Consider the following 24,481-nt stretch of genomic DNA (forward strand, 5'->3'; position numbering starts at 1 on the left):
AGCCGGGCTTCGGGGCCTGCCCCCCGCTTTCCTTGCGAACAGGCCTTCCCGCCCACCCGCCCGTTTGCCCCGCGGCTGACCTCGTAACGAACAAGCCTTCCCACCCACCCGCCCGATTGCCCCGTAGTCACCCTCGCCTCCCTCGCCACCCCCGCCACCTGCGCAGCCCCCAGGAACGCCCGGGGTCGTACCCCAACCCGCTACCGTGAGCCTGATGAGCACCGACGAGCAGCCACAGCGCCCCGCGGACAGCCCCCGGTCCCTCGCCGAGGCGCTTCGTTTTCGTGATGACGCGTCCCTCGGTGCGCTGCTCCACGCCCGCCCCGATCTGCTCACGCCGGTCCCGAACGACCTCACCCAGCTCGCCACCCGCGCGGCCACCCGCGCCTCCGTGGTCCGCGCCCTGGAGCGCCTCGACCGGTTCGCCCAGCAGGTCGCCGAAGCGCTCGCCGTGGCCCCGGAGCCGGCCACGTACGAGGAACTGCACGCACTCGTGGCCGGGGACGAGGGAAGCGAGGAGAGCAGCACCGTCGAGGCGGCGCTGAACCGCGCCCTCGCCACCCTCCGCGAGCAGGCCCTGGTCTGGGGCGCCGACGACCGCCTCCGCCTGGTCCGCACCGCACGCGAACTCCTCGCCCCCGCCCCGCAGTACCCCTCCCCCACCGGCCTCGGCCCGACCGTCGCCGAGGCCACCGCGGGCATGTCGCCGAACCGCATGCAGGACATCGTGGCGGCGGCCGGGCTGCCGTCCACGCACGACGCCGTGTCCGCGGTCCGCTCGCTCACCGAACTCTTCACCGACCGCACCCGGATGTCCGCGCTCCTCGACGAAGCCCCCGCCGAGTCGGTGGAGGTGCTCTCGCGGCTCGTCTGGGGGCCGCCGTACGGCCAGGTCACCGCCGACCCGGCGCGCCACCTGCGCTGGCTCCTGGACCGCGGGCTGCTCCTGCCGACCGCGCCCGGCACCGTCGTCCTCCCCCGCGAAGCGGCCCTGCACCTGCGCGCGGGCCGCGCCCACCGGGTGCTCGAACCCGCCCCGCCCGCCGTCGAGGCGCTGCGCGAACACCGTCCACAGGCTGTGGACGCGGCGGCGGCCAGCCAGGCGTACATGGCGCTCGACACCGTCGAGGAGCTCCTGAAGGACTGGGACGAGGGCGGCCCCACCGTGCTCCGCGCGGGCGGCCTCAGCGTGCGCGACCTGAAGCGGACGGCGGTCGCCCTGGACCTGCCGGAGCCGGTGGCGGCGTTCTGGGTCGAACTGGCCTACGCGGCGGGACTCGTGGCGTCGGACGGCGAGGCCGACGAGCGGTACGCGGCGACGCCCGCGTTCGACGACTGGCAGGAGCTGCCCCCCGCCGAGCGCTGGTCGGTCCTGGCCACGGCGTGGCTGACGGCGACCCGCACGGCGGGCCTGATCGGCGGCCGTGACGGCAAGGACCGCACGCTCTCGGCGCTCGGCCCGCACCTGGACCGCTCGTCGGCGCCGGAGATCCGGCACCGCGTGCTCACGCTCCTCACCACCCTGCCGGACGGCGCGAGCCCGACCCCCGAGTCGATGCTGGCCCGCCTGCGGTGGGAGCGCCCGCCCCGCGGCAGCACCACCGGCTCCGGCAGCAACGCCCCCCTGGAGCTGCGCGCCCGCATCGCCCAATGGACGCTGAACGAGGCGGAGTTGCTCGGAGTCACCGGGCGCGGGGCGCTGTCCGCGCACGGCCGGGCGCTGCTCGGCTCCGAGAGCGAGGACGACTCCGTGGGGACGGCGGCCCCCCACCCCTCCCCCGCCGAACTCGCCGCGTCCGGCGCACGGGCCGCCCGGCTCCTCGCCCCGCTGCTCCCCGAACCCCTCGACCACGTCCTGCTGCAGGCCGACCTCACCGCCGTGGCCCCCGGCCCGCTGGAGCGGCCGCTCGCCGAGACGCTCTCCGTGCTCGCCGACGTCGAGTCGAAGGGCGGAGCGACCGTGTACCGGTTCACGCCCGGCTCCGTGCGGCGGGCACTCGACGCGGGCAAGTCCGCCTCCGACCTGCACGCCTTCCTCGCCGCGCACGCGCGTACGCCGGTGCCGCAGCCCCTCGCGTATCTCATCGACGACGTGGCCCGTAAGCACGGCCACCTGCGGATCGGCGCGGCGTCCGCGTACGTGCGCTGCGACGACGAGGCCCTGCTGAACGAGATCCTGGCCGACAAGCGCTCCCAGGGTCTGCGCCTGCGCCGCCTGGCGCCGACCGTGCTCGCCGCGCAGGCCGACCCCGGGGCGCTCCTCGAGGGGCTGCGCGGGATGGGCTTCGCGCCCGCCGCGGAGAGCGCCGAGGGCGACGTCCTGATCACGCGGGCGCACGCCCACCGCTCGCCGCCCCGCACCGCTCCCGAGCCGGTGCACGACGGGCCGCCGTTGCCGGACACCACCTTGATCGGCGCGGCCGTGCGCGCCATCCGTGCCGGTGACCTCGCCTCGACCGCCCCGCGCAAGGCGACCCCGGACAAGGGCGACGCGCTGCCCCGCACCACGGCCGCCGAGACCCTCGCCACGATGCAGGCCGCGGTCCTGACCGGCGAGGCGGTGTGGATCGGGTACGTCAACGCCGAGGGCTCCGCGAGCCAGCGCGTGATCGCCCCGATCCGGGTGGAGGGCGGCTTCGTCACGGCGTACGACCACACGGCGGACGAGGTGAAGACGTATCCGCTGCACCGCGTGACGGGGGTCGCGGAGCTGGCCGACGACTGAGGCGGACGGTTCGGGCGCGCCATGCGGCACACTGGACGTTTGGCTTACCGAAAGGGTGCGCGCGTGAATGGTCCCCTGATCGTCCAGTCGGACAAGACTCTCCTGCTCGAGGTCGACCACGAGCAGGCGGAGGCCTGCCGCCGTGTCATCGCGCCCTTCGCGGAGCTGGAGCGTGCTCCCGAGCACATCCACACCTACCGCGTGACGCCGCTCGGCCTGTGGAACGCCCGTGCCGCCGGGCACGACGCCGAGCAGGTCGTGGACGCGTTGGTGGAGTTCTCCCGCTATCCCGTGCCGCACGCGCTGCTCGTGGACATCGCCGAGACGATGGCGCGCTACGGCCGCCTCACGCTCTCGAAGCACCCCACTCACGGTCTCGTCCTGACGACCACCGACCGGCCGGTCCTGGAAGAGATCCTGCGGTCCAAGAAGGTGCAGCCGCTCGTCGGCGAGCGCCTCGACGCGGACACTGTCGCCGTACATCAGTCCGAGCGCGGTCAGATCAAGCAGACGCTCCTGAAGCTGGGCTGGCCCGCCGAGGACCTCGCCGGGTACGTCGACGGCGAGGCGCACCGCATCGACCTCGCGGAGGACGGGTGGGCGCTGCGGCCGTACCAGAAGCAGGCGGTCGAGGGGTTCTGGCACGGCGGCAGCGGTGTGGTCGTCCTGCCCTGTGGCGCGGGAAAGACGCTGGTCGGGGCCGGTGCGATGGCCGAGGCCAAGGCGACGACGCTGATCCTGGTGACCAACACGGTCTCCGCCAGGCAGTGGAAGCACGAGCTGATCAAGCGGACGTCGCTGACCGAGGACGAGATCGGCGAGTACAGCGGTACGCGCAAGGAGATCCGCCCGGTCACCATCGCCACGTACCAAGTCCTCACGACGAAGCGCAAGGGTGTCTATCCGCACCTCGAACTCTTCGATTCCCGCGACTGGGGCCTTGTCATCTACGACGAGGTGCACCTGCTGCCGGCCCCCGTCTTCAAGTTCACCGCCGACCTCCAGGCGCGGCGGCGCCTCGGCCTGACGGCGACGCTGGTGAGGGAGGACGGCCGCGAGTCGGACGTCTTCTCCCTGATCGGGCCCAAGCGGTTCGACGCTCCGTGGAAGGAGATCGAGGCGCAGGGGTACATCGCGCCCGCGGACTGTGTCGAGGTGCGGGTGAACCTCACGGATTCGGAGCGGCTCGCGTACGCGACGGCCGAGGCCGAGGAGAAGTACCGCTTCTGCGCCACGACGGCCACGAAGCGGAAGGTGACGGAGGCGCTCGTCAAGAAGCACGCGGGCGAGCAGACCCTGGTCATCGGCCAGTACATCGACCAGCTGGACGAGCTGGGCGAGCATCTGGACGCGCCGGTCATCAAGGGCGAGACGACGAACGCGCAGCGCGAGAAGCTGTTCGGGGCGTTCCGGGAGGGCGAGATCTCCGTTCTCGTCGTCTCGAAGGTCGCGAACTTCTCGATCGACCTGCCCGAGGCTACGGTCGCGATCCAGGTGTCGGGGACGTTCGGCTCCCGCCAGGAGGAGGCACAGCGGCTCGGTCGCGTCCTGCGTCCGAAGGCCGACGGCCATGAGGCCCGCTTCTACTCCGTCGTGGCGCGGGACACCATCGACCAGGACTTCGCCGCGCATCGTCAGCGGTTCCTGGCGGAGCAGGGGTACGCGTACCGGATCGTGGACGCGGACGAGCTGCTGGCAGACAACTGAGGGGCAGACAGCTGAGGGCCAGGGCGAGGGCCAGCAGGGGGTAGGGCGAGGCGAGCGGCTGCTGCCAGCCGGGAAGTCGCAGGTCCGTCGCCCCCTGGTGGGGGACGAGCCACAGGGTGCGGGCCGTGAAGAGGGCCGCCACCGCCGCGGTCAGGCGGGGGCGGCCCTCCGCCATGAGCAGGACCAGGAGCGGCACGCACCAGACCCAGTGGTGGGACCAGCTGATGGGCGAGATCAGCAGTGCGGTGCAGGCGGTCAGGAGCACGCCACGGGGCTCCGTCCCGGCCCGGCGGGCCAGCCACAGCCCGGTGGCGGCGGTGAGGGCCGCGGGGAGGGCCCAGACGAGCCCCGGGTGCGGGTCGTGGGTCACGCGGGCGACGAGCCCCTGCAGCGACTGGTTGTCGACGATCCACGCCTTGCCGACGCGGCCCGTCTCGTAGAGCCGCCGGGTCCAGAAGTCGACGCTGGCGCCGGGCAGCACGAGCGCGCCGAGCGCGAGGGTGCCGGTGAGGGCGGCGGTGGCGGTGAGCCCTTCGCGTACGCGCCCGGTGAGGAAGAGATACGCGATGAAGACCGCCGGGGTGAGCTTGATCCCCGCGGCGACCCCGATCGCGGCGCCCTTGCCCGGGGCGCCGGGCGGCCGGGTGAGGTCCCAGAGGATCAGACACGCGAGGGCGAGATTGATCTGCCCGAAGACGACCGTCTGGAACACGGGCTCGACCCAGACCCCGAGGGCGGTGGCCGCGAGGAGCGGACCGGTGCGGGTGGGAAGCCCGGCGAGGCGGCAGGAGAGGTGCACGAGGAGCGCGAGGAGGAGGACGTTCCCGGCGAGGAAGGCGAGCTTGAGGGCGGGGAGGGGGAGCCAGGTGGTGGGCACGAAGAGGAGGGCGGAAAAGGGGGGGTAGGTGGCCGGAAGCTCCCACTCGGTGACGGTGAACCCGTAGAGATCCCCACCGCTCGCGACGGCGGCCCCCTCGGCCCGATAGACGAGAACATCGGCCATGGGGATGCGCTGCACGAAGCAGAGGGCGGCCAGGGCAACGAGGGATACCCCCAGGAGCGAGGCACCCAACGTCACGCTCCGAACCCGACCGCTCACTCTCAGTACCGTCACCCGGGCGACCCTAGTGGATCACCTCTGCCCCCCACGGCGGGGCGCCTCCCCTGGACCTCTCCCACCCACTCGCCCGTTGCCCGGCATTCGACAGCCGGGAAGAACAGGCGGAAGGGCCAAGACCCGGAGTGCCGAGCGGGTGGCTGGGAGAGGCCCGTTCGGCAACAGACAAGACCCGGGGCGCCGGGCGGGCGGGCGGGAGAGGCCCGTTCGGCAAGAGGCAGGACCCAGGGTGCCGGGCGGGTGGGTGGGAGAGGCTTGTTCGGCAAGCCCCCCGGCGGATGCATAAATCGGTGGCCCCGTCACACAGCGGGGCATAAGATGCCCGGTCTGCCCGCACGCCTCGCGTCGCGACCGCCACCGCCCGGACGGCAACCGGCCGGCCCCAGACCCCGTACCCCCTGCCGGAGGCAACCGTGCACGCCCAGCCCGACCCGCTCTCCCGAGAGCGGAACCACCTCGCCGCCTCCCGCTCGGCCCTCCGAGCCATGCGCGAGGACGCCGAAGCGCTCGACATCCGTGACGTCACCGCGAACTGGGTCAACGCCGCCGTCCTGCAGAGCCAGATCGACGAGCGGATCAAGTCCCTCGCCGACCTCTCCCACACCCCGCTCTTCTTCGGGCGGCTCGACTACCTCCACGCCCCCGGCGCCGAACAGGCGGAAGGCGCCGAGGGCGAGCAGTTCTACATCGGGCGGCGCCACGTCCACGACTCCGACGGCGACCCCATGGTCATCGACTGGCGCGCCCCGGTCTCGCAGCCCTTCTACCGCGCCTCGAAGAAGGCGCCGATGGACATCGCGCTGCGGCGGCGGTTCGGTTACACGGGCGGCGACCTCACCGCGTACGAGGACGAGCACCTCAGCGACGCCGACGAGGCCGAGCGGACCAGCAAGCTGCTCCAGCAGGAGATCGAGCGGCCCCGCGTCGGCCCGATGCGCGACATCGTCGCCACGATCCAGCCCGAGCAGGACGAGATCGTGCGCAGCGGCCTCGGCGGGTCCGTGTGCGTGCAGGGCGGGCCCGGCACCGGCAAGACCGCCGTCGGTCTGCACCGTGTCGCCTATCTGCTCTACGCCCACCGCGAGCGCCTCGCCCGGACCGGGACCCTCGTCATCGGGCCCAACAAGTCCTTCCTGCACTACATCGAGCAAGTGCTGCCCGCGCTCGGCGAGTTGGAGGTCAAGCAGGCCACCGTCGACGACCTCGTCGCCCATGTGGAGGTACGCGGGGCGGACGAAGCCGCCGCCGCCGTCGTCAAGGGCGATGCCCGCATGGCCGCCGTACTGCGAAAAGCCCTGCGCTCGCACGTGTCCATGCCCGACGAGCCCGTCGTCGTCGTGCGCGGTTCCCGGCGGTGGCGTATCCCCGCGTACGAACTGGAGGAGATCGTGGGCGAGTTGCTCGCGCGCGACATCCGGTACGGGGCCGCCCGCGACGCCCTGCCCCAGCGCATCGCGCACGCCGTGCTCGTACGGATGGAGCAGGCCGGCGAGGCTCCCGACGACCGGGTGCAGGACGCCGTCGCACGCAACGCCGCCGTGAAAGCCGCCGTCAAGGCCGTGTGGCCGCCCGTCGATCCAGCGAAGCTCGTGCTGCGGCTGCTCTCCGACGCCGAGTTCCTCGCCACGCACGCGGACGGCATCCTCGATCACGACGAGCAGAAGCTGATCCTCTGGGAGAAGCCCGCGCGGAGCCTGAAGGCCGCCAAGTGGTCGGCCGCCGACGCAGTGTTGATCGACGAGGCGAGCGATCTCGTCGCCCGGACCCATTCCCTCGGGCACGTCGTCCTCGATGAGGCGCAGGACCTCTCCCCCATGCAGTACCGCGCCGTCGGGCGCCGCTGCACGACCGGTTCCGCCACCGTCCTCGGCGACCTCGCGCAGGGCACCACCCCATGGGCCACCCGGAGTTGGGAGCAGGCCCTGGCGCATCTGGGGAAGGGGGACGCCGTGGTGGAGGAGCTCACCGCCGGTTTCCGTGTGCCGCGGGAGGTCATCGCGTTCGCCTCCCGGCTGCTTCCCTCGATCGCGCCGGGCCTCGCCGAGGTGAAGTCCGTGCGTGAGTCGCCCGGTTCACTCGTGGTGCGGCACGTGGCGGACAGGGACGCCGCCTCGCTCGAAGCCGCTGTCGAGGCCTGCGTCGAGGCCTGTGTCGAAGCCTGTGTCGAGTCTCTGCGGCAGGAAGGTTCGATCGGGCTCATCGCCGCCGACGCCCGCATCCCCGCGCTCGCCGAAGCGCTCGGCGCCGCGGGGATGACGTACCTCTCGCCCGGCGAGGAGACCACCCCCGACACCCGGCTGACCCTCGTGCCCGCGTCCCTCGCCAAGGGACTCGAGTACGACTACGTGGTCCTGGACGAGCCCGCGGCCGTCGTCGACGGCGAGCCCGACGAGCGGACGGGCCTGCGGCGGCTGTACGTCGCCCTGACCCGTGCCGTCTCCGGGCTCACCGTCGTGCACTCGGCCGCGCTTCCCGAGCAGCTCGCCGGCTAGGCCCCTTCTGCCGAAGGACCCTGGGCGCGGGTCCCGGAGCCGTCCGCCGCGGTGCCGGCGGACGGCAGGTGCGTGACGACGAGGACGAGGCCCGCGAGCGTCACGATCCGGGTGGCCGCGTCCAGGCCGTTCCAGTCCTCCGACTGCCACATGGCGAACCATTCGCCGCCGATCCCGATGAAGCCCGCCCCGAAGAGCAGGAGCACCATCAGGAGGCCGACCGTGCCCGCCCGGCGGGCCCGGCGCAGTCCCTGGGGGCGGCGCAGCGCCCCGGCCCACAGGACCGTCGCGGCGACGAGGACGAGCGCCGCCAGGGTCTCCCAGACGATGATCCCGACGTACGCGATGTCCTGCAGCGTGGTGGACTCCACCGCGCGCCACATCAGGTCGTCGTCCTTGAAGGTGGTGTCCATCGCCAGGACATGGCGTACGAACTGCTGGTTGGTGCCGAAGTCGGTGATGTTCCCGAAGGCCACGAGTGCGATGTAGAGCGCCACCGTTCCGGTGAGCACCGTCGCGGCGACGGGCAGTGCCCCGGCCGCGAGCATCCGCTCCGCGGGACGCGTCTTGCTGGCTGGTGTCGGCATGAAGTCCCCTCCCTGTCACTCCAGTTGTATCGCGTCCCGCGCGTCAGCCTCACACGCGGTCAGGCGTCGAGCGCCTCGCGCCACGTACGGACCGCGGCCGCCGAGACCGGCGCCGTCCAGCCGTCGGGGCGTGAGGCGCCGCCGATGTGGAAGGCGTCGACGCCCGCGGCCCTGAGCCGCGGCAGGTGGTCGAGGCGCAGGCCGCCGCCGATCAGGATCTGCTGCTCGTAGCCCGGTTCGCCGGACCGCGCCGCCTCGTCGAGCAGCGTGGTCATGCCCTCGTCGACGCCCGTGGCCGCGCCCGCGGTGAGGTAGGTGTCGAGGCCGGGCAGGTCCGCGAGCTGCTTGCGCAGGGAGTCGCGGTCGGGGGTCCGGTCGATGGCCCGGTGGAACGTCCAGCGGCAGCCGTCGAGCGCGCCCACCACGGCTTCCACCGCGGCCAGGTCGGGTCCGCCCGTCTCGTCGAGGAAGCCCAGGACGAACTCGTCGGCGCCCGCGCCCCTGAGCTCGCGCGCACGGCGTACGAGAGCGTCGACGTCGCCCGCGTCGAAGCCGTCGGCGAGGCGCAGCATCACGCGCAGGGAGATGTCCACGGCGGCGCGGATCTCGGCAAAGGTCTCGCGGGACGGGGTCAGGCCGTCCGCGGCCATGTCGGTGACCAGCTCGAGGCGGTCAGCGCCTCCGGCCTGGGCGGCGACGGCGTCCTCGGCATCGAGGGCGATCACCTCCAGGACTGCACGCTTGCTCATGGATGTCTTCCTTCGGGTCCGGGGCCGCGGGGGCGGGCGACGCGGAGGCCTTGAAGCCGCCACACATAGGTCTAGTCCAATTACCCAGCCTACGCGCAGATCACCCCGGCGCGCCCCAAGCGCACCGGGGTGATCGTAGGGACATGTTCAGCTCAGCGGCTTGAACCCCCGCAGGCGCAGGCTGTTGCCGACCACGAAGACCGAGGAGAACGCCATCGCGGCGCCCGCGATCATCGGGTTGAGGAGGCCCGCGGCGGCCAGCGGCAGTGCGCCCACGTTGTAGGCGAAGGCCCAGAACAGGTTGGACCTGATCGTGCCGAGCGTGCGGCGGGAGAGGCGGATGGCGTCCGCCGCCGCGCGCAGGTCCCCCCGTACGAGAGTCAGGTCGCCCGCCTCGATCGCGGCGTCCGTGCCCGTGCCCATCGCCAGGCCCAGGTCGGCCTGGGCGAGCGCCGCCGCGTCGTTCACGCCGTCGCCGACCATCGCCACGCTGCGGCCCTCCGCCTGGAGGCGCTTGACCACGTCGACCTTGTCCTGCGGCATGACCTCGGCGATCACGTCCTCGGGGGCGATGCCCACCTCGGCGGCCACCGACGCCGCGACCGCCTTGTTGTCGCCGGTCAGGAGGATGGGGGTCAGGCCGAGGGCGCGGAAGCGGCGGATCGCCTCCGGGCTCGTCTCCTTGACCGCGTCCGCGACCTCCAGGACCGCACGCGCCTCGCCGTCCCAGGCCACCGCGATGGCCGTACGCCCGGCCGCCTCGGCCTCCTCCTTCGCCCGCCGCAGCTCCACGGAAAGGTCGATCGCCCACTCCTTCAGCAGCGCCTCGCGGCCGACCAGGACCGCGTGCCCCTCGACGATGCCCTGGACGCCGAGACCCGCCACGTTCGCGAAGTCCTCGGGGGTGGGCAGCTCGCCGACCTTCTCCGCAGCCCCCATGGCGACCGCCTGGGCGATGGGGTGCTCCGAGGAGTGCTCCAACGCCCCTGCCAGCCGCAGGACTTCGGCCTCGGTCGTGCCGTCCGCGACGTGCGTGGCGAGCAGGGTCATCTTGCCGGTGGTGACGGTGCCGGTCTTGTCCAGGACGATCGTGTCGACCTTGCGAGTGGTCTCCAGCACCTCCGGGCCCTTGATCAAAATACCCAGCTGGGCGCCGCGTCCGGTGCCGACCATGAGGGCGGTCGGCGTCGCGAGCCCCAGGGCGCAGGGGCAGGCGATGATCAGTACGGCGACGGCCGCGGTGAAGGCCGCCGTCAGGCCGGAGCCGTTGCCGAGCCAGAAGCCGAGGGTGGCCACGGCGAGGGCGATGACGACCGGCACGAAGACCGCGGAGATCTTGTCGGCGAGGCGCTGGGCCGCCGCCTTGCCGTTCTGCGCGTCCTCCACCAGCTTGGCCATGCGGGCGAGCTGGGTGTCGGCGCCGACGCGGGTGGCCTCGACGACCAGGCGTCCGCCGACGTTGAGGGTGGCGCCGGTGACGGAGTCGCCCTGGGTGACCTCGACCGGCACGGACTCGCCGGTGAGCATGGAGGCGTCGACGGCGGACGCCCCCTCGATGACCTTGCCGTCGGTGGCGATCTTCTCGCCGGGGCGCACGAGGAACCGGTCACCGACCTTCAATTCACCCACGGGGATGGTCTCTTCGCGCCCGCCGCCCGCTCCGTCACGCAGCACGGTGACGTCCTTGGCGCCGAGCTGGAGCAGCGCCTTCAGGGCGGCGCCCGCCTTGCGCTTGGAACGGGCCTCGAAGTAGCGCCCGGCCAGAATGAAGGCGGTGACGCCTGCCGCCGCCTCCAGATAGATGTTCCCGGCGCCGTCCGTGCGGGCGATGGTCAGCTCGAAGGGGTGCGTCATGCCGGGCGTGCCGGCCGTACCGAAGAAGAGCGCCCACAGCGACCAGATGAACGCGGCCGACGTGCCGACCGAGATCAGCGTGTCCATCGTCGCCGCGCCGTGCCGCGCGTTCGTGTACGCGGCCTTGTGGAAGGGCCAGGCCGCGTACGTCACGACCGGCGCCGCGAGCGTCAGGGACAGCCACTGCCAGTACTCGAACTGCAGGGCGGGGATCATCGCCATCGCGACGACGGGCAGGGAGAGCAGGACGGCGGTGATCAACCGCTCGCGCAGCGGCCGCAGTCCGTCGTCGGCCGCCCGCTCTTCGGCGTCCGGGTCCGACTCCTCCGTACGGGCCGGGGCGGGCTCCTGCGCGGTGTAGCCGGTGGCCTCGACGGTGGCGATCAGGTCCTGCACGGCGACGTCCTGGCCGCGGTAACTGACCTTGGCCTTCTCGGTCGCGTAGTTGACGGTCGCCTCGACGCCGTCCATGCGGTTGAGCTTCTTCTCGATCCGGGCGGCGCACGAGGCGCAGGTCATGCCACCGATGGCCAGTTCTACTTCTGCCACCTCGGTGGTGCCGGGTGTGGTGGTCATGGCTGCGGGCTCCTTGTGACAGGGGTACCCGGGGCGGGTACCTTCGACCTGGATCCCTTTATACCCCTGGGGGGTATCACCCGCAAGGGTCACCCTGGGCTTGACTTGATACCCCCAGGGGGTATGGTCGGAAGCGAAGAGCCGCAGCCGCCACTCGTCCCATGGGAGCCGTCATGAACACCGGACTGAAGATCACCGCCTTCGCGGCGGCCGTCGCCGCCACCTTCGGCACCGCGTACGGAGTGGGCCAGGGCGTCGACCCCGTGACCGCGGAGAAGAAGCCCGCGAGCGAGCACGGCGGGCATGCGGGCGAGGGCGGGAAGGAAAAGAAGCCAGGAGAAACGGACGCCGGCGGGGGCCACGCGGAGACCGTGCCCGGCGGCCTGCAGATCTCCGAGCGCGGCTACACCCTGGACCTGGAGACCTCCCGCATCGACGCCGAGAAGCGCGAGGAGCTGCGGTTCACGGTCGTCAAGGACGGCGAGGGCGACCAGGGCAAGGACGGCCGGGGCGAGAACGTCACGGCGTACGAGAAGGAGCACGGCAAGGAGCTGCACCTCATCGTCGCCTCACAGGACCTGACGACCTACCGCCACCTGCACCCGACCCGCGCGGCGGACGGCACCTGGTCGACGCCGGTCGAGCTCCCGGAGGCGGGCGGCTACCGCGTCTTCGCCGACTTCAAGCCCGCGGGCGCGAAGGAGGGGCTGACGCTGGGGGCGGACCTCGCGGTGGCGGGGACGTACGAGCCGCGGTCGCTGCCGAAGGCCGCCACGAAGGCGAGGGTCGACGGCTACGAGGTCAGCCTGAAGGGGGAGTTGAAGCCCGGGAAGGCTGCGGACGTGACCCTGAACGTGGAGAAGAACGGCAAGCCCGTCACCGATCTTCAGCCCTACCTCGGTTCATACGGGCACCTGGTCGCCCTGCGGTCCGGCGACCTCGCCTACCTCCACGTCCACCCCACCGGTTCGCCCGGCGACGGCCGCACGAAGCCGGGGCCCGGCGTGTCCTTCGCGGCGACGGCTCCGAGCGGGGGCGCTTATCGGCTGTTCCTGGACTTCAAGCATGAGGGTGAGGTGCGGACGGCGGCGTTCACGGTGTACGCGGGTGCCGGTGCCGGCGGCGAGGGCGGGCACGGGGAGACCCCCGGGTCGGGCGACTCGGAACACGCACACTGACGCCTCGCGCTGGGCGCCCGAAGGGGCGCGGGGAACTGCGCGACCAGCCACAACGGACCCGCACAGGACGCATGACAGGCCCCACCCCAGGGGCGCGAGGAACTGCGCGACCAGCCACGGCGGGCCCGCACAGGACGCATGACAGGCCCCACCCCCAGGGGCGCGGGAACTGCGCGAGCAGCCGCGGCGAGCCCGCAGACGGAGTGAACCGGGGTCAGTCGAAGATCGGGAGTTCCGATTCCTTCGCTCCCGCCAGTTCATACCGCGTTCCCGCGAGAGGGCGGCCCGTGTAGAGGCGGATCAGGGTCGGCGCGTCGCCGATGTAGCGGGCCGGGGGCCGCTTGCCGTCGGGGACGCCCAGGGCGAGCGGCTCGTCCCTGCCGTCCACGTCCGCGTGCAGCGCAAGCGCCGACGTAGCCCTGCTGTACTCCCCGAGCAGGGTCAACGCATCGGGCAGTCCCGGGCCCCCGTACGCCCCGGGCAGGCCCCACGCCTCCCGTACGTCCCCCGCGTGCACCCACTCCCCCAGCGCCACGCCGTCAAGGCGCCCCTTGAACTCGACCATGACCGCACCCGCCTCCGTCATGCCGCGCTCCAGCTCGTCCACGACACGGGAGTTGGACCAGTCGGCGCGCTCGGCGATGTCGCGGTCATTGCTCTCGGCGCTGTAGACGCCCTCCTCGAAGCGGCGGTCGATGACGCGCATCAGCGCGGCACCGCAGTGCGCGAGGACGTGCCGTACGGTCCAGCCGGGACAACAGGTCCTGACCGCGTACGCGGAGTCCTCGGCTTCCCTCAACAGCGGTATGAGCAGGTCGCGTTCGGTTCGCAGCAGCCGTCCGGGCAGCTCGGGGTCGTATGTCTCGTCGCGGTGCGTCATGGAAGTCATGCGGGCAAGCCAAGCGCGTGCGGCGGCATACGGCAACGCCGCAGGGGTGGTACGCGGTCACATACCCCTCCCCAGTATGGGCCCGACCACCCACTAGAGTCGCCCCATGCCCCACGACGACAAGGACCTGGACCTCCGCGCCCGCTGGCACGCGACGCTGCTGCGCGTGAGCGAGGGGACCCCCGACCCCGGCCCCTACGCGGACAACCTGCTGACGCGCTGGGCCGAGCCGCAGCGGCGGTATCACACCACCGCCCACCTCGCGGCGGTCCTCGGTCACATCGACGTACTGGAGGAGCACGCCGAGGAGCCCGATCTCGTACGGCTCGCGGCGTGGTTCCACGACGCGGTCTACGCGCCGGACCGTTCCGAGAACGAGGAACGCAGCGCCCGAATCGCCGAACGCGCCCTGGCCGAGGCCGGGTTGAGCGAGGCGCGGATCGCCGAGGTGGCCCGCCTCGTCCGGCTCACCGTCACCCACGACCCCGCCGAGGGCGACCACAACGGCGAGGTGCTGTGCGACGCCGACCTGGCGATCCTGGCCGCGGCCCCGGACGCCTACGCCGCGTACGCCGCCGCTGTCCGCGAGGAGTACGCCTTCGTGCCGGACGAGGACTTCCGCGCGGGACGGGCCGCTGTGCTCCGACAGCTCCTCGCGCTGCCGAGGCTGTTCCGTACGCCGTACGGAGCGGCCGAGTGGGAGGGTCCGGCGCGCGCGAACCTGGCGACGGAAATGGAGCTGCTGGACTCCTGAGGCTCCCGTACGCTCGCCGCATGCTTTCCATGGGTGGGGACCAGATCGAGGAGGCCGTGGCGCACGCGGCGAAGGTGCTGCGTGCGGGGGTGGAGCTCGACTGGAGCGTCAAGGCGGGCGGCCTCGAATGGAGCTGCCTGGAGACGGCCGAGCACATCGCGGGCGATCTCGTGGCGTACGCCGGGCAGTTGACGGGCCGGGCGGCCGACGGGTGGGTCCCCTTCGAGATCGCCTTCGACGAGGGCTCGGGTCCCGCGGATGCGATCAGCGTCATCGAGTCGACGGGCGGTCTGCTCTCGGCGGTGGTGCGGACGACGCCCGCGGGGGCGCGGGGCTACCACCCGTACCCGCACGGGAGCGCGGACGCGACCGGCTTCGCGGCGATGGGCACGGCGGAGGTGCTCCTGCACACGTACGACATCGGGCAGGCGCTCGGCCTGGACGCGCAGCCGCCGGCGCGGCTGTGCGAAGCGGTGCTCGCCTGGCTCTTCCCGCAGGTCATGCCCGCACGCACGCCCGACGAGCAGTGGGCGACGCTGCTCTGGGCCACGGGGCGCGGTGCGCTGGCGGGGCGGCCGCGACGCGACAAGTGGCGCTGGCACAACGCCCTCTCGATCCCCGCGGGGCGGATCGCGCTGCGGGAGGTCTCCCCCGCGGCGGCGGCGGATCTCGCCGCGGGCGGCACGGGGGGTCTGAACTGGATCGAGGGCGGACCCTTCGACGGGACGCGGCGGGCGGCGGAGGGGGTCACGAAGGCGTACGCGTCCGGGGTGCACCGGCCCGAGTGGGGCATGTTCGCCCTGGTGCGGGTGGCGGACGAGGTCGCGGTCGGCGGCATGGGCTTCCACGGACCGCCGGACGAGGAGGGTGTGGCGGAGGTCGGCTATGACCTGGCGGTCGGCGCGCGGGGCCGGGGGTACGCCACGGAGTCCCTCCGCGCGCTCTCCGACTGGGCCCTGACCCGCCCGGACGTCTCGGCCCTCCTGGCCGTGATCGACCCCGAGAACGCCCCTTCCCAGGCGGTGGTCACCAGAGCGGGCTACACCCGCGCCTCGGACCGCGAGAACCTGCGGGCCTACTTGCGCCGCGTGTCGCCTGCGGCACAAGACCGGACTACCCCGCAGCACGGGAACCCTTAATAGCCGCCGCTTCGCGGCGATGTCTCCCACCCACCCACCCATCACCCCCGGGAATGTCATCACCCACCCCAGCGTTCACCACTGTTATGCCGACTCCTGACCCAAAGGCCCCTCTCCCCAAGGCCCCCGAGCCAGGGACAAGCCGTCATCGCATGCCCATGGCCGTCTACATCCTCGGCCTCGCCGTCTTCGCGCTCGGCACGAGCGAGTTCATGCTCTCGGGGCTCCTGCCCCCCATCGCGGACGACATGGACGTCTCCATCCCCCGCGCCGGCCTCCTCATCTCCGCCTTCGCCATCGGCATGGTCGTCGGCGCTCCCCTGCTGGCCGTGGCGCCCCTCCGCCTTCCGCGCCGTACGACCCTGATCACCCTCATCACCGTCTTCGGGCTCGGCCAGGTCGCCGGCGCCCTCGCGCCCACGTACGAGATCCTCTTCGCGTCCCGCGTCGTCAGCGCCTTCGCCTGCGCCGGATTCTGGGCGGTCGGCGCGGCCGTCGCCATCGCGATGGTGCCGGTCAACCAGCGGGCCCGCGCCATGGCCGTGATGATCGGCGGCCTCTCCATCGCGAACGTCCTCGGCGTCCCCGCGGGCGCGTTCCTCGGCGACAACTTCGGCTGGCGTTCGGCCTTCTGGGCGGTGGGCGTCGCCTCCGCGATCGCACTCGTGGGCGTACTGACCCTCATCCCCCGTATCCCGCTCCCGGCCGAGAAGCCGCGCCTGAAGCGGGAGTTGGCCATCTACCGCGACCGGCAGGTCTGGCTCTCCATCACGATCACCGCCCTCGCGGCGGGCGGCGTCTTCTGCGCGTTCTCGTACCTCTCGCCGCTCCTGACGGACGTCGCGGGCCTCGACGAGGGCTGGGTGCCGACCGTGCTCGGCCTCTTCGGGCTCGGCGCCCTCATCGGTACGGCGATCGGCGGCCGCGTCGCCGACGCGCACCTCTTCGGCGTCATGCTGAGCGGCGCCGCGGCCTCCACCGTCTTCCTCGTCGCCCTCGCCCTCTTCTCCGGCACGACGGCCGTCGCGGTGACCCTCTCCTTCCTCCTCGGCGTCTCCGCCTTCTACACGGCCCCCGCCCTCAACGCCCGCATGTTCAACGTCGCGGGCGCCGCCCCCACCCTCGCGGGCGCGACCACGACGGCGGCGTTCAACCTGGGCAACACCGGCGGCCCCTGGCTCGGCGGCACGGTCATCGACCTGGACCTGGGTTACGCCTCGACGGCGTGGGCGGGCGCGGCGATGACGGCGGTGGCGATCGTCGCGGTGACGGTGTCCCTGCGACTGCACCGCAAGACACCCAGCCGCGTGATCACGACGTCCCCGGCCGAACCCGAGGCAGAAGCCGAAGTCCCCCATCCCGCCTCCGCGCCCTCACTCCAGAGGCCGTAGGAACCGTCGCTCGTAGCGCCGGATGCACTGCGTCCGGCGCGCGAGCTCGACGGCCTCCTGGCACTCGGGGTCAGTCGCGCTCTCGGCGCGGTAACGCTCGTACTCGGCGAGGCCCGGGAAGGAGAACAGGGCGTACGCGATGTCGCTGTCGCCCTCGCTGGGCAGGAAATAGCCGTGGTGGTCGCCGCCGAGGCGGTTGACCAGGACGACCCAACGGCGGCCGTACTCCTCGAAGTCGGCGATGCGGTCGGGGTCGATCTCGTACTTCAGATGAACCGTGATCATGCGGCTCACCCTAGGCTCGCCCCGCGTAGCGCCGCGGGCCTTTAATCGCGCCGCCCGCCTTTAAGCGGGCCTCCCCTTGGGCCTCCGCAACCCCGCATCCGTAAGCCTGCGCACAAGCTCCTTGGAGCCGATCTCGACCGCGCCCGCGCGCACCGCTTCCTCGTAACGGTGCGAGGGCAGGTCGTAGTGGTCGCGCTCGAAGGCGCGCGCGGGGGCGCCGATGCCTGCCGCGAACGCGTGCAGTTCCTCGTACGAGACGTCGCTGACCAGGTGCGACCACATGCGGCCGTGCCCCGGCCAGGTCGGCGGGTCGATGTAGACCGTCACGCCGGATCGCCCGTCAGGCCGCCCACCGGCGCCACCACCACGCCCGCCTTGCCGCACACCCAGTGCGGATCGGGACCCAACTCCGGCTCCACGTCCAGCGCGTGCGGGTCGCCCGAGCCGCACACCGGGCAGAGCGGCCAGCGGCCGTAGCGCTCCAGGAGCGCGTCCTGGACGTCCTGGGCGACGAGGCCCGCGACGTAGTCGACGCCCTCCGGCCACTGCTCTACCCACCAGCGGCGGTGCGCCACCGACTCCTCGACCAGCGAGACGACCTCGGCCTGGGCGACCTCGCGGGTCACGAGGTCGGCGAGGACAAGTGCACGAGCGGCGTGCAGCGCCTGCTCCAGAGGGTCGATCGCGTCCATGCAGCCATTGTCCACCCCACGCGCAACCCGCCGAAGATCCACCCGAGACCGTGAGACGAGATCGGGACCAAAGGGGTCTTGACCCATCCGGGGTCCGAAAATATCTTTCAAGCGTGACCAATGACGTGAAGGAAATTTTCGCGGGCGCGGCGCCCCCCGCCCCGGCCGCCCTCGCGGCCAAGGTGCGGACCCTCGCCCCGTCCATGACCCGCTCCATGCAGCTGGTCGCCGAAGCCGTCGCCGGCGACCCCGCGGGCTGCGCGGCCCTCACGGTCACCGGCCTCGCCGAGCTCACCGGGACCAGCGAGGCCACCGTGGTCCGCACCGCCCGCCTCCTCGGCTACCCCGGCTACCGCGACCTGCGGCTCGCCCTCGCCGGACTCGCCGCCCAGCAGCAGTCGGGCCGCGCGCCCGCCGTCACCGCCGACATCGCCGTGGACGACCCGATCGCGGACGTCGTGGCGAAGCTGGCGTACGACGAGCAGCAGACCCTCGCCGACACCGCGGGCGGCCTCGACACCGTCCAGCTCGGCGCCGCCGTCGCCGCGCTCGCCGTCGCGCCCCGCACCGAGATCTACGGCGTCGCCGCATCCGGCCTCGTCGCCCAGGACCTCGCGCAGAAGCTTCTTCGCATCGGCCACATCGCGCACGCGCACTCCGACCCGCACCTGGCCGTCACGAACGCCGTCACCCTGCACTCCAAGGACGTGGCCATCGCGATCACGCACTCCGGGTCGACCGGAGACGTCATCGAGCCGCTGCGGGTCGCCTTCGAGCGCGGGGCGACGACCATCGCGATCACCGGACGCCCCGGCAGCCCCGTCTCGCAGTACGCGGATCACATACTGACCACCTCCACCGCCCGCGAGAGCGAGCTCAGGCCCGCCGCGATGTCCTCCCGCACGAGCCAGCTGCTCGTCGTGGACTGCCTGTTCGTGGGTGTCGCCCAGCGCACGTACGAGACCGCGGCCCCCGCGCTCGCCGCCTCGTACGAAGCCCTCGCGCACCGGCACAGCCCGCGCGGCGGCACCCGCTGAGCCCCACTCCCGGCAGCACCCGTACCCACCCCCCTCGCCGCACACGAAAGAGCCGCACCTCATGACCTCCACGACCGACGCCACGGACTCCCCCGCCCCCGGAAGCGGGCCCGGGGCCTCGTACGGCGAACTCCGCGCCCAGCTGGACACGCTCACCACGGAGGCGTTCCGGCCCGAGCTCTCCGAGATCGACCGGCTGCCCACGTCGGAGATCGCGAAGATCATGAACGGCGAGGACGCCACCGTCCCCGCGGCCGTCGCCGAGCAGCTCCCGGCCATCGCCGCCGCCATCGACGGCACCGCCGAGCGCATGGCCCGCGGCGGCCGGCTCATCTACGCGGGCGCGGGAACGGCGGGGCGGCTCGGGGTGCTCGACGCCTCCGAGTGCCCGCCCACCTTCAACACCGACCCGGCCGAGGTCGTCGGCCTCATCGCGGGCGGCCCGAGCGCCATGGTCACGGCGGTCGAGGGCGCGGAGGACAGCAAGGAGCTCGCGGCCGAGGACCTGGACGGGCTTCGGCTCACCGCGGACGACGTGGTCGTCGGTGTCTCGGCGTCCGGCCGCACCCCGTACGCGATCGGCGCGGTCGAGTACGCACGCACCCGCTGCGGCGCGCTCACCATCGGCCTCTCCTGCAACGCGGACAGCGCGCTCGCGGCGGCGGCCGACCACGGCATCGAGGTCGTCGTGGGCCCCGAGCTCCTCACCGGCTCCACCCGCCTGAAGGCGGGCACGGCCCAGAAGCTCGTCCTCAACATGCTGTCGACGATCACGATGATCCGCCTCGGCAAGACCTACGGAAACCTGATGGTGGACGTACGCGCGTCGAACGAGAAGCTGCGCGCCCGCTCGCGCCGGATCGTCTCCCTCGCCACCGGCGCGTCCGACGAGGAGATCGAGGCCGCGCTCGCCGCCACCGACGGGGAGGTGAAGAACGCCATCCTCACCATCCTCGGCGGGGTGGACGGCCCCACCGCGGCCGACCTCCTCGCCTCATCGGACGGCCACTTGAGGGCAGCCCTCGACAACTCACGCTCGCCCCGCACCCCCCGTACCACCTGACTGACTTCCCCCCAGCCGCTGGAAGAACAGCGCCACCCGCACGCACAGCAAGGCACCCCGCACCATGGCAACTGACAAGAACCGCGCCACAGCCGCCGCGATCCTCCCCCTCGTCGGCGGCGCCCAGAACGTCACGTCCATCGCCCACTGCATGACGCGCCTGCGCCTGAGCCTGGCCGACCGTTCGCTGGTCGACGACGAGGCGCTGAAGGCGCTGCCCGCCGTGATGGGCGTGGTCGAGGACGACACGTACCAGATCGTGCTCGGACCGGGCACGGTCGCCCGCGTCACGCCGGAGTTCGAGGCCTTGGTGGCGGAAGCCGGGGCTGCGCCCGCCCCGGAACCCACCCGCACCGCCGATGAACTGGCGGAACAGGGTGCGGCGATGCGGGCGGCCCGCAAGGAGAAGAACGCAACCCCCTTCAAGCTCTTCCTGCGCCGCATCGCGAACATCTTCGTGCCGCTGATCCCGGCCCTCATCGGCTGCGGCATCATCGCGGGCATCAACGGCCTCCTGATCAACCTGGAGTGGCTGCCGGGCATCACCCCGGCGCTCGCGGCGATCGCCTCCGGGTTCATGGCGCTGATCGCGGTGTTCGTGGGCTTCAACACGGCGAAGGAGTTCGGCGGTACGCCGATCCTGGGCGGCGCGGTCGCGGCGATCATCGTGTACGCGGGTGTCGCGAACATCGAGGCGTTCGGCCAGAAGCTGTCGCCCGGACAGGGCGGCGTACTCGGCGCGCTCGGTGCGGCGGTCCTCGCCACGTACATCGAGAAGTGGTGCAGGCGCTGGGTCCCGGAGGCCCTGGACGTCCTCGTGACCCCCACCGTCACGGTCCTCCTGTCCGGCCTGGTCACGATCTTCGGCCTGATGTTCCTGGCGGGCGAGGTCTCGACGGGCATCGGCACGGCGGCGAACTGGCTCCTGGACAACACGGGCGCGTTCGCGGGCCTGGTCCTGGGCGGCCTGTTCCTCCCCCTCGTCATGCTCGGCCTGCACCAGGCGCTCATCCCCATTCACACCACGCTCATCGAGCAGCAGGGCTTCACGGTCCTCCTGCCCATCCTGGCGATGGCGGGCGCGGGCCAGGTGGGCTGCGCGATCGCGGTCTACAAGCGCCTGCGCCACAACACCTCGATCCGTACGACGATCAAGTCCGCGCTCCCCGCGGGCTTCCTGGGAGTCGGCGAACCCCTCATCTACGGTGTCTCGCTCCCCCTCGGCCGCCCGTTCATCACGGCGTGCGTGGGCGGCGCGGCGGGCGGCGCGTTCATCGGCTTCTTCTCGATGATCGGCGACAAGGTCGGCTCCACGGCGATCGGCCCGTCGGGCTGGGCCCTCTTCCCGCTCCTCGACGGCAACCAGGGCCTTGGCCTGACGATCGCGATCTACGGCGGCGGCCTCCTCGTCGGCTACCTCGTGGGCTTCTTCGCGACGTACTTCTTCGGCTTCAGCAAGCAGATGCTGGTCGAGCTGAACGTCGACACGACGGCCCACGAACAGGTCGTCGCGGCCTCCTCCGGCACGGCACCCGAGCCGACGACCCCGGAGGCGGAGCCGGCCAAGGTCTGACCCGCGTGCGCGTCCGCCGCGGCGAGTTGTCCGCGGACTTCCCCGGGATTGTCCGTGATCCGTAACGGACTCGGCCCCGGTGCATCCTCCCGCCCCCGTACCTCGTCCTGCCAGGTGCCGCGCGTGACCGGGGAGCGGCGAGGGACTGGACGCAAAGGGGCGGACGATGGCGCGGCACAGCGGCGGGCGGGGCTGGTACGGCAAGTTGATCGGGGCGGCGCTCGGCGTGACGCTTCTCGCCACCGGCGCAGGGGTGTGGAGCGCACAGGCCGGCACCTCGGAGGGAGCACCGGCGGCCAAGAAGCCCGGCGCCGTGAAGCCGGTCTCGGCGACCATCGCGCACGCCTCGGAGAAGGGGAAGCAGGGCGTCAACCTCACCATCGACGACGGCCCCGACCCCAAGTGGACCCCTCAAGTACTCGACGTGCTGCGGGAGTACGACGTGAAGGCCACGTTCTGCATGGTCGGGACGCAGGCCGAGGCCCACCCCGACATGGTCAAGAAGGTCGTCGCCGCCGGGCACCGCCTCTGCGACCACTCGGTGTCGCACGACACCGGCATGGACAAGGACTCCAAGGCCTACCAGTCCCGGCAGATCCTCGACGCCGAACGCATGATCACCAAGGCGTCCGGCGGCGTACGTCCGATGTACTACCGGGCCCCCGGCGGCGCTTTCACCCCGTACAGCCGCAAGCTCGCCGCCGACCGGGGCATGCGCCCGCTGGGCTGGAACGTGGACACCAAGGACTTCGAGCGCCCCGGCACGGACGCCATCGTGGCCACGGTCCAGCGAGAGCTGCCCAACGGGCCGACCCTCCTCTTCCACGACGCGGGCGGCGACCGCACCCAGACCGTCGAGTCCCTGCGCACGCTCCTCCCCCAACTCAAGCAGCAGGGCTACACGTTCGGCTTCCCGGTGCGGTGACGCCGATTGCAGGAAATTCCCGCGGGCACGCCGCGCTGACGGCACGCCCCCGGGATTTTCCTGCACTGGCCGCCGACAACAGCACCCCCGTTCACGGCAACTGCCCCTCCCGGTTCAACTGCCGCACCCGCGCCCGCAGCACGTCCCCCGACGGACCGGCTGCTTCGCGACATACTTCCGTCGCCGAGGCGCCCCGAAGCTGACCGAGTTGAGCGCCGGTGAGCCCGCTGTTCCGCCGGCAGCCGGGGATCCCCGTCGAGGCCACCCGCAGGGCCTGCACTCCGCCGGCGCGGCGCACGCAAAAGCGGACAACTCCGGGCTGTCCGAAAGGGCCGTGCCCCCCGTGCGGAAGACCGGGACCGGCTTCCCGCGGCTACCCCTGGTGCCCAAGATGACACCGACCGTCATTGAAGCGGCACGACCGGAGGGGACCGTTCATGACCGAGTCCAACGAGCGCAACCAGCCCAACGAGGCGCACGCGACCGAAGAGCTGCAGATCGCCGAGGCCCTGGGCGCCGCCGCGAACATCACCCTGGCCCCCGGCCCCCGGGAGGTCTCCGAGGCCGCTCCCGCCCCCGACCAGGAGTGGACGCTGCCGGAGGGCAGGGCCTGGGTGTATCTCGCCGACCCGGGGCGGGGGCTCACCAAGCCGGTGATCCTCGCCGACGGCTTCAACACCGGGCCGAGTGACCTCGACTTCCTCTGGGTGGGCCTGGAGCGGGGCCAGTACGCGCTCATCAGCGAGCTGCGGGCGCGCGGCAGGGACGTCATCCTGCTCGGCTTCGACGAGCGCAGCGCCTCGATCCTGGACAACGCCAGGGCCGCACGGTCGGCGATCCAGGAGGCCATCGCGCGGCGCGCGGGCGACCACCCTCTGACCGTCGGCGGCTTCAGCATGGGCGGCCTCGTCACGCGGTACGCGCTCGCCAAGATGGAGCACGAGAGCGTCGACCACGAGACCGAGCTGTATTTCTCGTACGACAGTCCGCACCGCGGTGCCTGGATTCCGATCGCCCTGCAATCGTTCGCGCACTACATCCGGCGGCTCAACGCGGCGTTCTCGAACCAGATGAACAGCCCGGCCGCGCGTCAGCTCCTGTGGCAGCACATCGCGGAGTGGAACGACACCCCGGCGACCGACAAGGAGCGCGTCGAGTTCCTCGCCGAGCTGGCGCGGGTCGGCGGCTGGCCCAGTCGCCCGCGGAAGATCGGCGTCGCCAACGGCGTGCGCACCGGCGTGGCCAACGGCATCGGCCCCGGCGAACGGGCCTTCCACGGCAGGGGCCTGGCCATCACCGGCACCCACCTCTACACGCAGCCCGCGGGCGAGGAGAAGCTCGTCGCGCAGCTCCGGGTGGTGACCCTGCGCAAGCCGCAGATCCACACCTCGGGCCTGCCCGAGATCGACGGCGCCCCCGGCGGCACCCTGGAGGGCTTCGGCATCCTGGCCGACGAGCTGAACAAGATCCCCGCGATCATCGGCCTCGGCTCCGAGGCCACGATCCGCGAGCACTGCTTCGTCCCCTCCGTGAGCGCGGTCGCCCTGCGGGACATCGACACCCAGGAGAAACTGCACGACCCGTTCCCGGAGCAGTCCGAGGACAGCGAACTGGACGAGTACCTCTGCGCCACCCACAACGAGGGCCACACCCTGATCACCCAGGAACTGTGCACCTGGCTCCTGGACCGCCTGCCGTAACTCCCGCTCGATGAACGCGAGAACGCCCGAGGGCGGCACCCCTTCGTG

The 24,481-nt window shown here is 72.2% G+C and carries 19 protein-coding genes and 1 pseudogene; 12 read left to right on the top strand and 8 right to left on the bottom strand.

Features of this window, described 5'->3' with window-relative positions; genetic code table 11:
* Nucleotides 1-214 precede the first annotated feature (214 nt).
* Both AB0I66_RS34445 and AB0I66_RS34450 read left to right on the top strand, forming a co-directional pair.
* Nucleotides 215-2,725: a helicase-associated domain-containing protein gene (locus AB0I66_RS34445; RefSeq protein ID WP_363211931.1), complete on the top strand. Its 2,511-nt coding sequence runs from the start codon at nt 215-217 to the stop codon at nt 2,723-2,725.
* A gap of 63 nt (nt 2,726-2,788) precedes the next feature.
* Nucleotides 2,789-4,432 (top strand): DNA repair helicase XPB, encoded by a 1,644-nt coding sequence (locus tag AB0I66_RS34450; protein WP_363211932.1) that lies wholly within the window; start codon nt 2,789-2,791, stop codon nt 4,430-4,432.
* A 19-nt stretch (nt 4,433-4,451) separates the two neighbouring features.
* Here the strand turns inward: AB0I66_RS34450 and AB0I66_RS34455 are convergent.
* A pseudogene (locus AB0I66_RS34455) lies at nt 4,452-5,435 on the bottom strand (glycosyltransferase 87 family protein); the annotation flags it as partial.
* Between the two features lie 527 nt (nt 5,436-5,962).
* Between AB0I66_RS34455 and AB0I66_RS34460 the strand changes: the two are divergent.
* Nucleotides 5,963-8,041, top strand: coding sequence for an ATP-binding domain-containing protein (locus tag AB0I66_RS34460; protein WP_363211933.1), 2,079 nt, complete (start codon nt 5,963-5,965; stop codon nt 8,039-8,041).
* Here the strand turns inward: AB0I66_RS34460 and AB0I66_RS34465 are convergent.
* The 3 genes from AB0I66_RS34465 to AB0I66_RS34475 all read right to left on the bottom strand — a co-directional run bounded on the left by AB0I66_RS34465 (nt 8,038) and on the right by AB0I66_RS34475 (nt 11,807).
* Complete coding sequence (locus AB0I66_RS34465; protein ID WP_363211983.1) at nt 8,038-8,589, bottom strand: DUF2165 domain-containing protein; 552 nt, start codon at nt 8,587-8,589, stop codon at nt 8,038-8,040. The two genes, AB0I66_RS34460 and AB0I66_RS34465, sit on opposite strands and share 4 nt — an antisense overlap.
* Before the next feature lie 98 nt (nt 8,590-8,687).
* On the bottom strand, nt 8,688-9,377 hold the full coding sequence (locus tag AB0I66_RS34470) for a copper homeostasis protein CutC (RefSeq protein ID WP_363211934.1): 690 nt from the start codon (nt 9,375-9,377) through the stop codon (nt 8,688-8,690).
* 147 nt (nt 9,378-9,524) lie between these two features.
* The gene (locus AB0I66_RS34475) at nt 9,525-11,807 is read right to left on the bottom strand and encodes a heavy metal translocating P-type ATPase (protein ID WP_363211935.1); all 2,283 of its coding nucleotides are present in this window, start codon (nt 11,805-11,807) and stop codon (nt 9,525-9,527) included.
* Between the two features lie 173 nt (nt 11,808-11,980).
* On the opposite strand from AB0I66_RS34475, the gene AB0I66_RS34480 reads away from it, so the two are divergent.
* The gene (locus AB0I66_RS34480; protein WP_363211936.1) at nt 11,981-12,985 is read left to right on the top strand and encodes a hypothetical protein; all 1,005 of its coding nucleotides are present in this window, start codon (nt 11,981-11,983) and stop codon (nt 12,983-12,985) included.
* 214 nt (nt 12,986-13,199) lie between these two features.
* Here AB0I66_RS34480 and AB0I66_RS34485 read toward each other — a convergent pair whose 3' ends face one another.
* Nucleotides 13,200-13,874: a maleylpyruvate isomerase family mycothiol-dependent enzyme gene (locus AB0I66_RS34485; protein WP_363211937.1), complete on the bottom strand. Its 675-nt coding sequence runs from the start codon at nt 13,872-13,874 to the stop codon at nt 13,200-13,202.
* 106 nt (nt 13,875-13,980) lie between these two features.
* Here AB0I66_RS34485 and AB0I66_RS34490 point away from each other — a divergent pair, with 106 nt between their 5' ends.
* The 3 genes from AB0I66_RS34490 to AB0I66_RS34500 all read left to right on the top strand — a co-directional run bounded on the left by AB0I66_RS34490 (nt 13,981) and on the right by AB0I66_RS34500 (nt 17,158).
* Nucleotides 13,981-14,628, top strand: coding sequence for a hypothetical protein (locus tag AB0I66_RS34490; protein WP_363211939.1), 648 nt, complete (start codon nt 13,981-13,983; stop codon nt 14,626-14,628).
* Nucleotides 14,629-14,648: 20 nt separating this feature from the next.
* Entirely contained in the window at nt 14,649-15,767 is a 1,119-nt protein-coding gene (locus tag AB0I66_RS34495; RefSeq protein WP_363211940.1) for a GNAT family N-acetyltransferase, read from the top strand.
* A 152-nt stretch (nt 15,768-15,919) separates the two neighbouring features.
* Nucleotides 15,920-17,158 (top strand): Cmx/CmrA family chloramphenicol efflux MFS transporter, encoded by a 1,239-nt coding sequence (locus AB0I66_RS34500; protein ID WP_363211941.1) that lies wholly within the window; start codon nt 15,920-15,922, stop codon nt 17,156-17,158.
* Here the strand turns inward: AB0I66_RS34500 and AB0I66_RS34505 are convergent.
* Genes AB0I66_RS34505 through AB0I66_RS34515 form a run of 3 tightly spaced genes read right to left on the bottom strand, consistent with a single transcriptional unit; the run spans nt 17,141 to nt 18,135 of the window.
* Nucleotides 17,141-17,443: an NIPSNAP family protein gene (locus AB0I66_RS34505; protein ID WP_363211942.1), complete on the bottom strand. Its 303-nt coding sequence runs from the start codon at nt 17,441-17,443 to the stop codon at nt 17,141-17,143. The genes AB0I66_RS34500 and AB0I66_RS34505 overlap by 18 nt on opposite strands.
* 60 nt (nt 17,444-17,503) lie before the next feature.
* Nucleotides 17,504-17,770 (bottom strand): DUF4031 domain-containing protein, encoded by a 267-nt coding sequence (locus tag AB0I66_RS34510; RefSeq protein WP_363211943.1) that lies wholly within the window; start codon nt 17,768-17,770, stop codon nt 17,504-17,506.
* Nucleotides 17,767-18,135, bottom strand: coding sequence for a hypothetical protein (locus tag AB0I66_RS34515; RefSeq protein WP_363211944.1), 369 nt, complete (start codon nt 18,133-18,135; stop codon nt 17,767-17,769). Before AB0I66_RS34515 ends, AB0I66_RS34510 begins: the two co-directional genes overlap by 4 nt.
* A 113-nt stretch (nt 18,136-18,248) precedes the next feature.
* Here AB0I66_RS34515 and AB0I66_RS34520 point away from each other — a divergent pair, with 113 nt between their 5' ends.
* From AB0I66_RS34520 to AB0I66_RS34540, 5 genes are all read left to right on the top strand, one after another.
* Nucleotides 18,249-19,172: a MurR/RpiR family transcriptional regulator gene (locus tag AB0I66_RS34520; protein WP_363211945.1), complete on the top strand. Its 924-nt coding sequence runs from the start codon at nt 18,249-18,251 to the stop codon at nt 19,170-19,172.
* A gap of 61 nt (nt 19,173-19,233) precedes the next feature.
* Complete coding sequence (gene murQ / locus AB0I66_RS34525) at nt 19,234-20,235, top strand: N-acetylmuramic acid 6-phosphate etherase (protein WP_363211946.1); 1,002 nt, start codon at nt 19,234-19,236, stop codon at nt 20,233-20,235.
* A 64-nt stretch (nt 20,236-20,299) separates the two neighbouring features.
* Nucleotides 20,300-21,808, top strand: a complete 1,509-nt coding sequence (locus AB0I66_RS34530) for a PTS transporter subunit EIIC (RefSeq protein WP_363211947.1) — start codon at nt 20,300-20,302, stop codon at nt 21,806-21,808.
* Nucleotides 21,809-21,974: 166 nt separating this feature from the next.
* Nucleotides 21,975-22,733, top strand: a complete 759-nt coding sequence (locus tag AB0I66_RS34535; RefSeq protein WP_363211948.1) for a polysaccharide deacetylase family protein — start codon at nt 21,975-21,977, stop codon at nt 22,731-22,733.
* A gap of 437 nt (nt 22,734-23,170) precedes the next feature.
* Nucleotides 23,171-24,433 (top strand): hypothetical protein, encoded by a 1,263-nt coding sequence (locus AB0I66_RS34540; RefSeq protein ID WP_363211949.1) that lies wholly within the window; start codon nt 23,171-23,173, stop codon nt 24,431-24,433.
* Nucleotides 24,434-24,481: the final 48 nt, after the last annotated feature.

The organism is Streptomyces sp. NPDC050439 (assembly GCF_040655335.1).
Classification (GTDB): domain Bacteria; phylum Actinomycetota; class Actinomycetes; order Streptomycetales; family Streptomycetaceae; genus Streptomyces.